General features: G+C 65.6%; 8 protein-coding genes. All 8 read left to right on the top strand.

The genetic code is table 11. The features are described from left to right. The first annotated feature begins 90 nt into the window (after positions 1-90). Positions 91-1,830, top strand: coding sequence for a 2-isopropylmalate synthase (gene leuA, locus AC3E6W_RS08385; protein ID WP_049343291.1), 1,740 nt, complete (start codon positions 91-93; stop codon positions 1,828-1,830). A 164-nt stretch (positions 1,831-1,994) separates the two neighbouring features. Further along, positions 1,995-2,843: an undecaprenyl-diphosphate phosphatase gene (locus AC3E6W_RS08390; RefSeq protein ID WP_049343292.1), complete on the top strand. Its 849-nt coding sequence runs from the start codon at positions 1,995-1,997 to the stop codon at positions 2,841-2,843. 158 nt (positions 2,844-3,001) lie between these two features. Next, entirely contained in the window at positions 3,002-4,318 is a 1,317-nt protein-coding gene (gene mshC / locus AC3E6W_RS08395; RefSeq protein ID WP_490652855.1) for a cysteine--1-D-myo-inosityl 2-amino-2-deoxy-alpha-D-glucopyranoside ligase, read from the top strand. 213 nt (positions 4,319-4,531) lie between these two features. Beyond that, the gene (locus tag AC3E6W_RS08400) at positions 4,532-5,644 is read left to right on the top strand and encodes a tRNA (adenine-N1)-methyltransferase (RefSeq protein ID WP_490652856.1); all 1,113 of its coding nucleotides are present in this window, start codon (positions 4,532-4,534) and stop codon (positions 5,642-5,644) included. 383 nt (positions 5,645-6,027) lie between these two features. Next, a complete protein-coding gene (gene arc, locus AC3E6W_RS08405) occupies positions 6,028-7,884 on the top strand; it encodes a proteasome ATPase (RefSeq protein WP_070681911.1) in 1,857 nt (618 codons plus the stop codon). A 121-nt stretch (positions 7,885-8,005) separates the two neighbouring features. Continuing rightward, entirely contained in the window at positions 8,006-9,832 is a 1,827-nt protein-coding gene (gene dop, locus AC3E6W_RS08410) for a depupylase/deamidase Dop (RefSeq protein WP_490652857.1), read from the top strand. A 267-nt stretch (positions 9,833-10,099) separates the two neighbouring features. After that, the gene (locus tag AC3E6W_RS08415; RefSeq protein WP_049334195.1) at positions 10,100-10,294 is read left to right on the top strand and encodes a ubiquitin-like protein Pup; all 195 of its coding nucleotides are present in this window, start codon (positions 10,100-10,102) and stop codon (positions 10,292-10,294) included. 29 nt (positions 10,295-10,323) lie between these two features. Next, complete coding sequence (gene pafA, locus AC3E6W_RS08420; RefSeq protein WP_294646803.1) at positions 10,324-11,796, top strand: Pup--protein ligase; 1,473 nt, start codon at positions 10,324-10,326, stop codon at positions 11,794-11,796. The last annotated feature ends 159 nt before the right edge of the window (positions 11,797-11,955 follow it).

Genomic DNA, 11,955 nt, shown 5'->3' on the forward strand with positions numbered 1-11,955 from the left:
TGATGACGACGGCCCGGGACCCGATACCCGGGCACAGCACAGGCCCCGATGCGGGCTGCACGAGACGGACCAACCCACAGGAAATTCATCATGAAAAACCACCAGAAGCCCAGCCCCATGCCGGTACACAAGTACCGCCCCTTCCACGAGCAGATTGTTGTCGACCTTCCCGACCGCACCTGGCCGGACAAGGTCATGGAGAAGGCACCGCGCTGGTGCGCCGTGGACCTGCGCGACGGCAACCAGGCGCTGATTGACCCCATGGACACCGACCGCAAGCTGGCCATGTTCAAGCTGCTGGTCAAGATGGGCTACAAGGAGATCGAGGTGGGCTTCCCCTCCGCCTCGCAGACCGACTTCGACTTCGTGCGCACCCTCATCGAGGACGGCCACATTCCTTCGGACGTGACCATTCAGGTTCTGGTGCAGGCCCGCGAGCACCTGATTGCCCGCACCTTCGAGGCCATCGAGGGCGCACCGCAGGCCATCGTGCACTTCTACAACTCGACCTCCGTGCTGCAGCGCCGCGTGGTGTTCCACCAGGATCAGGAGGGCGTGCTCGACATCGCCCTGCAGGGTGCGCGCCTGTGCCGCAAGTACGAAGAGCAGATGATTTCCGATACGAAGATTATCTACGAGTACTCGCCCGAGTCCTTCACCGGCACCGAGCTGGAGTACGCGGCCCGCGTGGTCAACGCCGTGGCCGACGAGCTGGAGATTGGCCAGAACGGCCGCGAGCTGATCGTGAACCTGCCCGCAACCGTCGAGATGGCCACCCCGAACGTGTACGCCGACTCGGTGGAGTGGATGGACCGCAACCTGAACCACCGCGAGCACATCGTTCTCTCGCTGCACCCGCACAACGACCGCGGCACCGGCGTGGCCGCCGCCGAGCTGGGCTACCTGGCCGGCGCGGACCGCATCGAGGGCTGCCTGTTCGGTAACGGCGAGCGCACCGGTAACGTCGACCTGGTGACCCTGGGCCTGAACCTGTACACCCAGGGCATTGACCCGCAGATTGATTTCTCGGACATTGACGGTATCCGCAAGACCGTCGAGTACTGCAACCAGCTGAAGGTGCACGAGCGTTCCCCGTACGGCGGCGACCTGGTCTTCACCGCGTTCTCGGGTTCGCACCAGGACGCCATCAAGAAGGGCTTCGAGGCCCTGGAGCGCACCGCCGCCGAGGCCGGCAAGAGCGTGGACGAGGTTTACTGGGAGGTCCCGTACCTGCCGATCGACCCGCGCGATTTGGGCCGCACCTACGAGGCTATTATTCGCGTGAACTCGCAGTCCGGTAAGGGCGGCATGGCCTACCTGCTCAAGCAGGATCACGGCCTGGACCTGCCGCGCCGTGCGCAGGTGGAGTTCTCGAAGATTGTTCAGGCTCGCACCGACGCCGAGGGCGGCGAGATGACCAGCAAGAAGCTGTGGGATATCTTCGCGGACGAGTACCTGCCCGCCACCGATCCCGAGAAGCGCTGGGGTAAGTACCGCATCGAGTCGATCAACATTGATTCGGCCGATACCGGTGCGACCACCCTGCGCGTGGCCCTGAACATTAACGGTCACACCTACAACCGCACCGCATCGGGTACCGGCCCGGTGGATGCTCTGCAGAACATCCTCTCGGGCGAGGGCGTGGATATTCGCGTGATGGATTACTCCGAGCACACGATGTCTTCCTCCTCGACCGCGAACGCTGCCTGCTACGTTGAGGCCGCCGTGGATTCGCGCGTGCTGTGGGGTATTGGCGTGGATAACTCGACGACCCGTGCGGCTCTGAAGGCCATGATTTCGGCCGTGAACCGTGCGCTGCGCGACGCCTAAGCTACGCGGGTTTTCCGCGAGGGCGGGGGAGCGCATCCGGCGCGGATAGGCGCATTTGACTCGCTCGGCGGCGTTCCGCGGTGTGGACGGGGCGGTTTGCGGAGGTGATATATCACCCTCCGCGGACCGCCCCGTCGCCGTACCCCTGCTGTATCCTTGAAGGCGTGGAATGGATTCAAGCGATTATTTTGGGCTTCGTTCAGGGCCTGACAGAGTTTCTGCCGATTTCGTCATCGGCGCATCTGAACATTGTTGGCCAGATCCTGCCGGAGAAGGCCGACCCGGGTGCCGCGTTCACCGCGATCACCCAGCTGGGCACTGAGACCGCGGTTCTGATCTTCTTCTGGCGCGATATTGTGCGCATTGTGAAGGCGTGGTTTGGTGCTCTTGCCGGCCGCGTGCCGCGTAACGATCCGGACGCCCGCATGGGTTGGCTGATTATTATTGGCTCCCTGCCCATCGGCATTTTGGGTCTGCTGTTGGAAGACTACATTGACACCCAGTTCCGTAGCCTGTGGATTGTGGCGACCATGCTGATTGTGTTCGCCGTGTTCCTGGGTCTTGCGGACCGTTTCGGCCGCGAGCAGCGTGAGCTGAAGGATCTGACGTTCCGTCACGGCCTGCTGTACGGTTGCGCGCAGGCGCTGGCACTGATCCCGGGTGTTTCCCGTTCGGGCGGTACGATTACCGCGGGTCTGTTCATGGGTTACACCCGTGAGGCCGCGGCGCGTTACTCGTTCCTGCTGGCCATGCCCGCCGTGTTCATGTCCGGTCTGTACAAGACCTTCAAGGTGGTCACCGGCGAGGAGGCCACCGGCTTCTACGGTATTCCCTCGACCATCGTGGCTACTCTGGTTGCGTTTGTGGTGGGTTACCTGATGATTGGCTGGTTCCTGAAGTACGTGTCGTCGAAGTCCTACGGCATTTTCATTTGGTACCGCATTGCGCTCGGTATCCTGATTTTTGTGGGTCTGGGTACCGGCGTGCTGAACGCAACTTCTTCGGCGTTCTAAGGCTTTAGCCCTCAGCGTGATACGACATACCCGTCCGTGAGTTTCTCACGGGCGGGTATTCTTATTGGAGTAGATTTTTTGGCACCCGCATGCCTTGAGGTTGGGCGGCGGGTGTGGCGCGTCCACCGGTTGTGGGCGTTTTTACGGAAAGGAAACCCATGCGAGCTTGGGATGCCCCCGCCTCTGTGACTCTGCCCGGTCAGGCTACTCTGCCGCGTATTTTTGATACTTCTGCCGGTGAGATTGTTCAGGTTCAGGAGGACAAGGCGGCGAGCCTGTACGTTTGCGGTATCACCCCGTACGACGCAACGCATATGGGTCACGCCTCCACCTATGTGGCTTTTGACCTGCTGCACCGCGCCTGGCTGGATGCGGGCGTGCCGGTGACGTACGTGCAGAACGTGACCGATGTGGACGACCCGCTGCTTGAGCGTGCGACCGCGACGAACGTTGATTGGCGTGAGCTGGCGGAGGACCAGACCGAGCTGTTCCGCACCGACATGAAGGCGCTGAACGTGATTCCGCCGGCGCACTACGTGGGCGTTGTGGAGTCTATCGAGTGGCTGTTCCCGATTATTGAGGACCTGTACCGCCGCGGCCTGGCGTACCGCGTGCCCGGTTTCACGGACGAGCAGGGCGTTGAGCAGCCCGACGGTGACGTGTACCTGGACCTGCAGGCCGTGCGCGCGCTGCCGGCCAACGCCGAGGGCTACTCGTGGGCACCGGGCGAGGTGTCGCACCTGAGCCGCGACGAAATGCTGGAGATTTTTGCTGAGCGCGGCGGCGACCCGAACCGCCCCGGCAAGCGTGATGCGCTGGATCCGCTGCTGTGGCGCGTCAAGCGCGAGGGCGAGCCGAGCTGGGACGCCGGCGAGCTGGGCGCGGGCCGCCCGGGCTGGCACATCGAGTGCACCATGATTGCCCGCCAGTTCGTGGACGGTTCGCTGACCGTTCAGGCCGGCGGTAACGACCTGACCTTCCCGCACCACGACTTGGGCGCGGGCCACACCTGGGCCGTGTCTGACCGCCCGCACGCCAAGCACTACGCGCACACCGGCATGGTCGGTCTGGATGGCCACAAGATGAGCAAGTCCCGCGGCAACCTGGTGCTGGTTTCGCGCCTGCGCGCCGCCGGTGAGGACGCGAACGCGATTCGCCTGGCGATTATGGGTCAGCACTACCGTTCGGATTGGTTCTGGACCGACGAGCTGCTCGAGCACGCGAAGGCTCGCCTGGACACCTACCGTCACGCGGTGTCGGTGGCTGAAGGCCGCGAGGGTTCCGAAGGTGTCACCGATGAGGCAGCGGTTGAGCTGCTGGCCGCTATGCGTGAGGCGCTTGGCGAGGACCTGAACGCTCCGGCGGCACTGGCGGATGTGGATGCGTGGGCTGTGAAGGCTCTGGCGGACACCACCGTTGGCGGTGGCGCGCTGGTGCGTGACATCCTGGCGGCACGCCTGGGTGTGGTCCTCTAAACGGCTTCTATAGCAACGCCCGGCTAGGACGAGACAGCGCGGGGGAGCGGCGCTACGGCATACGGCCGTGGCACCGCCCCTCGCGCTTTTCTGTGTTCACTCCGTGCACGCCGTAACCTCCGGTAGAATGGGTAGAGATTTTTTGCTGGAAACGCTCTCCCCGCCGAGAGGACCCAGCCCGTCAGCACAGACCCACCCGAGGAGAACCACCCCGTGAGCAGCGGCACCCCCACCCCCACCGGCGCAATTAACCGCCGCGGCCCCTTCCGCCCCGGCGAGCGCGTCCAGATTACCGACGAACGCGGCCGCATCACCACCATCACCCTCGCCGAAGGCGCAGAATACCACTCCCACAAGGGCTTCCTCAAGCACGACGACCTCATCGGCGCACCCGAAGGCACCGTCATCGCCAACACCCACGGCATCCTCTACCAGGCGCTGCGCCCCCTCTACAAAGACTTCGTGCTCTCCATGCCGCGCGGCGCGGCCGTCGTCTACCCCAAGGACGCCGCCCAGATCATCGTCAAGGCAGACATCTTCCCCGGCGCGCGCGTCGTCGAGGCCGGCGTTGGTTCCGGTGCGCTGTCCATCGCCCTGCTGCGTGCGGTCGGCGACTACGGATGCGTGCACTCCTTCGAACGTCGTGAAGAGTTCGCCGAGGTTGCCCGCGGCAACATTGAAACCATGTTCGGTGGCCCCCACCCGGCGTGGAAGCTGAGCATCGGCGACCTGCAGGACACCCTGCCGCAGGTCGAGGAGCCCGGCAGCGTCGACCGCGTGGTCCTCGACATGCTCGCACCCTGGGAGTGCCTGGACGCCGTGGCGGAGGCGCTCGCACCCGGCGGCGTGCTCATCTGCTACGTTGCGACCGTAACCCAGATGTCCCGCCTGGTCGAGGGCATGCGCCTGGACGGCCGCTTCACCGAACCCGAGTGCGACGAGACCATTGTGCGCGGCTGGCACGTGGAGGGCCTGGCGGTCCGCCCCGACCACCGCATGGTGGCGCACACCGCGTTCCTGATTGTGGCTCGCCGCCTGGCCGACGGTGCGGTGCGCCTGGCGCCGAAGCGTCGCGCGTCCAAGACTGACTTCTCCGAGGAAGACATGAACGCGTGGATTCCCATGAACGTGGGTGAGCGCGAGGTGACCGACAAGAAGATTCGCCGCGCCGCACGCGATGCGAAGAACCTTGCCGCTCACGCCGCCCGCGCGAACGAGATTGCGCTGGAACAGAACGGTACCGCGCAAAACGGCCTGGAGCCTGAGAAGACCGCCGAGGCTACGCAGAGCACTGAGGCCGCGCAGGACGCCGAGGCCGCTGAATAATTCATACGGGCACGCGGGGGCACGGGTATCAGCCGGTGCCCCCGCGGAGCGCCCGCAGGTTTTGCTCTCAGGGGCCGCCGCGCACGCCGCCCCCGGCCAACCCTCTGAACATTGAAACGCCGGGGCATGAGCCCCGAACCGCCGGAAAAATCTAAAACCGTCGGGATGAGCGGGGAATAGCTGAGAACTGCCGAGAACTGCTGGGTCAGCATGTGAGCCCGCAGAGAATTTGGCGCCCCGAACCCCGGCCGAGCCGCGCGTTCTCGATAGACTGAAAGTACCAACCCCGTCCTCGATGCGGCCCTGACGGAGCCCGCGCATCGAGGCAGCCGAAGGGCCCGCCAGCAACAGCCCGACCCGCCCGGACACGCATAGGAGAGACCGTGACCCCCCACGAATCCGCAGACCGCAACGGAACCCCGCAGCACGGCACCGCGCACAGTGCCGCATCCGCCGCGCCGCACTACTCCGCCGCGTTCGGTTCGACCTCCCTGCCCGGTTCCCAGCCGGTCAGCGCGCAGGAGTACGACGCCGTGCTGCGCCGCCTCACCGCCGCCGAGGCAACCCGCGATAATATGAGCCGCCAGATTCGTGGTGCGGGGGAGAAGAACCGCAAGCTCGTCGAGGCCATCACCAGTATGCGCTACCAGGTGGAGCGCCTGCGCGCCTCCCTCTCGCAGAACGTCATGCCGCCGCTGAACTCGGCGATTGTGCTGGCCGTGCACGAGGGCCAGACCATGACCTACGAGCAGGTTGCCGACGATAAGACCCCCGCCGAGATTGACACCTACCTGGACGTGCAGGTTGGCGGCCGCCTCATGCGTATTCCGGTGTCCCCGCTGATTGACCTGTCCACCCTCACCCCCGGCATGACGGTGCTCCTCAACGACAAGTCCGAGGCCGTGGTCGCCCTGGACACCGAGCCCTTTGGCGACGTGGTGACCGTGCGCGAGGTGCTCGACGGCGAGCGCGTGCTGGTCGATACCTCCTCGGGCGCCCAGCAGGTGGCGCGCGTGGCTGGCTCTCTCGACGTTGAGCAGTTGCGCACCGGCGACGCGGTGACCCTCGATACGCGCACCCGCATGATTACCTCGCAGGTGCCCGCCTCCCGCTCGCAGGAGCTCGTGCTTGAGGAAATCCCGGACGTCACCTACAGCCAGATCGGTGGCCTGGGCGCGCAGATCGAGCAGATTCGCGACGCGGTGGAGCTGCCCTACCTGCACCCCGAGATTTTCGAGCGCTACCACCTGGCACCGCCCAAGGGTATTCTGCTCTACGGCCCTCCCGGTAATGGTAAGACCATGATTGCTAAGGCCGTGGCGAACTCCCTGGCCGCCCGCGCCGCCGCGCTGAACCCGGGGTCGAATACCCGCGGCTACTTCCTGAACATTAAGGGCCCCGAGCTGCTCGATAAGTTCGTGGGCGAAACCGAGCGCCAGATTCGCGATATTTTCGTGGCCGCCCGCGAGAAGGCCGAGGCCGGTCACCCGGTCGTCGTGTTCTTCGACGAGATGGAGTCGCTGTTCCGCATGCGCGGTTCGGGCCGTTCCTCCGATATCGAGACGACCATCGTGCCGCAGCTGCTGGCCGAAATTGACGGCGTGGAGTCACTGCAGAACGTCATCGTGATTGGCGCGACCAACCGTGAGGACCTCATCGACGCCGCCGTGATGCGCCCTGGCCGCCTGGACCTGAAGATTCGCATTAACCGCCCGGACGCCGCCGGTGCCGCCGAAATCTTCGGCCTGTACCTGACCGAGGACCTGCCGCTAGACGCTGCGGAGGTGGCCGCCGCCGGATCCGTCCGCGCCGCTCTGACCTCGATGATTGCCGCCGCAACGGGCCAGCTGTACGCGCGTACCCCCTCCACCGCGTACGCCGTGGCGACCGTGGATTCCTCCATGATTGTGGGCTCTTCGAACGCCGCGACCGGCCACCTCTCCACGCACACGCTCTACCGCGGCGACTTCGCCTCGGGTGCGGTGATTCGCAATATTGTGGACCGCGCGAAGAAGGCCGCGATTAAGGAGCAGCTGCAGGCGCTGACCGCCGCCGGTGCTTCCGGTGCGGCCGAGGTAAACGGCGCGGCGGGTGTGGGTATTGGCACCCGCCACCTGCTGGAGGCGGTACGCGCCGAGTTTGAGGATCAGGTGGATTTGCCGCCTCTGCCCGATATTGAGGATGCGCTCGCCGTCGCCGGTGTGCGTGGCCGCCTCGTGTCGGTGGAGCCGGCCCGCTAAACTGCCTTTACACGCATGAGCCGGGTCGCGCTCATCCGGCACTCACCGAGCGCTTATCCCGCGACACAACCGGCATTACCGCAGGTCCAGAATTTATATAGGAACCCTTCAGGAGAACCCCATGAACTCCACACCCAGCTACGGCGTGCACCGCATCATGGGCGCCGAAACCGAGTACGGCGTCATCGCACCCTCCGCGCCGGGCACCAATCCGACCGTGCTGTCGGCGCTGGTGGTCAACACCTACGCCAAGCTCGCCTTCCGCCGCGGCGAGGCCTTCCGCGAGCAGCTGCAGCGCCGCGCCCTGGCCGCCGAGCTCGTCGCCGAGGAGGCCCGCCAGGCCGAGAACTACTCGACCGAACCCAGCGCCCCCGCTGCACCCGAGGGCCAGTGGCTGGGGGAGTCCGAGTCGCCCCTGCGCGACGCCTTCGGCCGGGTTCAGGACGCCTCCACCGCCCACTCGAGCCAGATGACGCATACCCGCACCGAGCTGACCAGCCAGGACATCGCCCTGGAGATTATGCGCGAGGCGGGAGTTCAGGCACCGGGTGAGCCCACCGAGCCGCGTAGCGCCCTGGATGCGCTCGCCGGCGTGCACGGCCGCGGCGGCTTCCCGGAGCGTCTGGACTGGGACCGCGTGACCATGAACGCGATTCTGCCCAACGGTGCGCGCCTGTACGTGGACCACGCGCATCCGGAGTATTCCTCGCCCGAGGTGCTGACCCCCGCCGACGCGGTGCTGTACGATGCCGCCGGTGACGCGCTGGCGTATGAGTCGCTGGTGGAGCTGGGCAAGCACGCCGAGGACCTGCCGCAGGTGAAGCTGTACAAGAACAACACCGATTCGAAGGGTCAGTCCTACGGCGCGCACGAGAACTACCTGATTAGCCGCGAGGTTCCGTTTGAGCAGGTGGCGGATGCGCTCCTGCCGTTCTTCGCCACGCGCGCGATTTTCACGGGTGCGGGCCGCGTGGGTATCGGCACGCACGGTGAGGTTCCTGGCTTCCAGCTTAGTTCGCGCGCCGATTTCTTTGAGCGCACGATTGGTCTAGAGACCACGATTCGCCGCCCGATTGTGAACACGCGCGACGAGCCGCACGCGGATGAGTCGAAGTACCGCCGCCTGCACGTGATTCCGGCGGATGCGAACCTCTCGCACTACTCGAACCTGTTGAAGTTCGGCACGGCGGCGCTGGTCATGAACCTGATTGAGTCGCACAGCGAGCAGCACCCGGTGCTGCCGGGTGTGCGCCTATCCGACCCGGTGGCGGCGATGCACGCGGTCAGCCACGACCTGTCGCTGTCGGCGCAGCTGCCGCTGGCTCCTTCTTCGGCGACCTTGCCGAACCCGGTGTCGACGAGCGGTTCGGCGAGCGCCCTGCAGATTCAGCGCGCCTACTATGAGGCGTCCCGCGCGCACGAGGAGTCGAACCCGGCGGGTGTGGATGCGGCGACCGCGCAGATTCTCGACCTGTGGGGCGAGGTGCTGGACGCCCTGGAAACCAACCCGCTCTCGCTGGCGGACCGTCTGGATTGGGTGGCGAAGTACGCGCTGGTGCGCGGCTACGTTGAGAAGGGCGTGGATTACGCGAACCCGAAGCTGAAGGCGCTGGATTTGCAGTACGCTGATATTGATCCGTCGAAGAGCCTGTACCATCGTCTGGTGGCGCGCGGGCGCATGCGCACGCTGTTCTCTGCGGAGCAGGTGGAGCGTGCGGTGTCTGAGCCGCCGCGTGAGACGCGCGCGTTTTTGCGCGGCACGCTGATGTCCCGCTGGCCCGAGGAGATTCTGGGTATTAACTGGGATACGGTTTCGTGCCGTGGCCGCTATTCGAAGGAGCTGACTCGCTTTACGATGATGGAGCCGACCCGCTACGGTGCCGCCGAGGTGGAGCCGTTGCTAGAGGAGGCAAACCACTCGGATGCGCTGCTGAACGGCCTGCGCTAGGGCGCGGGGCGCTGTCGGGGTTTGGCTGTCGTGGCTCGGTGCCACCGCGGGGCGGTCCAGCCCCCAAACCCACATAAACTCACATTCCGCCCCGGGGTCAATATCCCCAATTGGAAGAGTGAAAACCACAAAACCCACGGAGGCGGTGCATCCGGCGCATCCGGTGCATCCGGCGCGGGAACGCAACCCTCGCCGACCGGCACCACCGCCTCCGCCACAAACCAACTAACCAAACTAACTAACCTAACCAACCTCAAGGAGAGAACCATGAGCCGCGAACGCATTAACGCGCAGCAGACCGAAACCACCGCCGCCGAGCAGGAGCAGGAACTGACCCTGGCCGCCTCCCACGTCGTCTCTGATGTGAGCGAGGTCGACGACCTGCTCGACGAAATTGACGGCCTGCTGGCCGAGAACGCCGAGGACTTCGTGACCGGCTTCGTCCAGAAGGGCGGCGAGTAACCGACGCACCTGCGCGCCGGGTCATCATCATGGAACACCGCATTTTCGGCATTGAGAGCGAATTCGGGCTCAGCTACGTCCCGCACGGCATGGGCCGGCTGAGCATCGAAGAATCCGCCGCCGCCCTTTTCAAGCCCGTACTGGACCAGTGGCGTTCGACGAACGTCTTCCTGCCCAACGGCGGCCGCCTCTACCTGGACGTCGGCTCGCACCCCGAGTACGCCTCCGCCGAATGTAGCAGCATCGACGAGCTGCTCGCGCAGGAACGCGCCGGCGAGCTGCTCTTCGCCGATCTGGCGCGCACCGCCCGCAAGCGCCTGCTCGCCGGTTCGGAGGGCCGCCCCCTCGACGGTGAACTGTACCTGTTCAAGAACAACGTGGATTCGGCGGGCAACTCCTACGGAAGCCACGAGAACTACCTAATCAGCCGCAAGCTGCAGTTCAACGACCTGATTGCCCAGCTCGTGCCGTTCCTGGTGACCCGCCAGATTCTGGTCGGCGCCGGTAAGACCCACCCGCAGGGTGGCCCGGTGCCCGGTTCGACCGACCCGGCCTCCAGCACGGGCGTGCCCTCGTACTCGTTCTCGCAGCGTGCCGACCACATTTGGGAGGCGGCTTCGACCTCGACTTCCCGCGCTCGTCCGCTCATTAACACCCGCGACGAGCCGCACGCCGACGCCTCGAAGTTCCGTCGCATGCACGTCATCAACGGCGACTCGAACATGGCCGAGCCGACCGTGCTGCTGAAGATTGCCAGCACCGACCTGGTGCTGCGCATGCTCGAGGATCGCTTCCCGGTTACGAGCCTGGATATCGTGTCCGTCCCGGCGGCCCTGCGCGCCATCAGCCACGATCTGACCGGCACCGCGACCTTCCAGACCACCGACGGGCAGTACTACACGGCGTTGAGCGTTCAGCGTCACTACCTGGATGCGGCACGCCAGTACGTGCAGCAGTACGGCGCACACCACCGCCACGTGGACTACGCCCTCAACCTGTGGCAGCGCACCCTGGACGCCATCGAATCCGGCGACTACAGCGGCATCGACACCGAAATCGACTGGGCCATCAAGAAGAAGCTCCTGGATGCGTACATCGCCCGCGCCCGCGCGGCAGGCCAGCCCGCCGACTACGGTAGCCCCCGCATCCGCCAGCTGGACTTGGCCTACCACGACATCGACCCGGACCGTAGCGTCTTCCACGCCCTGGTTCGCCGCGGTGCGGTCAAGCGCATCCTGCCCGAGGGCGCCGCGGAGGCCGCGAAGACTCAGCCGCCGGCAACCCGCGCCACCCAGCGCTCGCGCTTCATTAACGCGGCGGTTGCGGCGGGGGAGCAGTTCACCGTCGATTGGGTGCATCTGAAGCTCAACGCGTACCCGCAGCACACGCTGGTGTGCAAGGACCCGTTCGCGACCGACAGCGAGGGCCTGCAGGAGGTACTGACCCTGCTGGAAGGCAAGGCGCGTCAGCACCGCGAGGCGGCTTTCCCGCCGCCCTGCTAGACAAGCCCTGCCAGGCGAACTCTGCTCGGGAAATACGTGAGGGGGCGTTTGCTCCGGCGAACGCCCCCAACCTCGCAGACGGCGCCCCAATCCTGCGGATACTCCGTCCGCGCACAGCCTGCCCACAGCCGCGGACGGTAGCATGAGACCGCCCAGACC

Source organism: Rothia sp. SCPM-O-B-18226 (M350), from assembly GCF_058213595.1.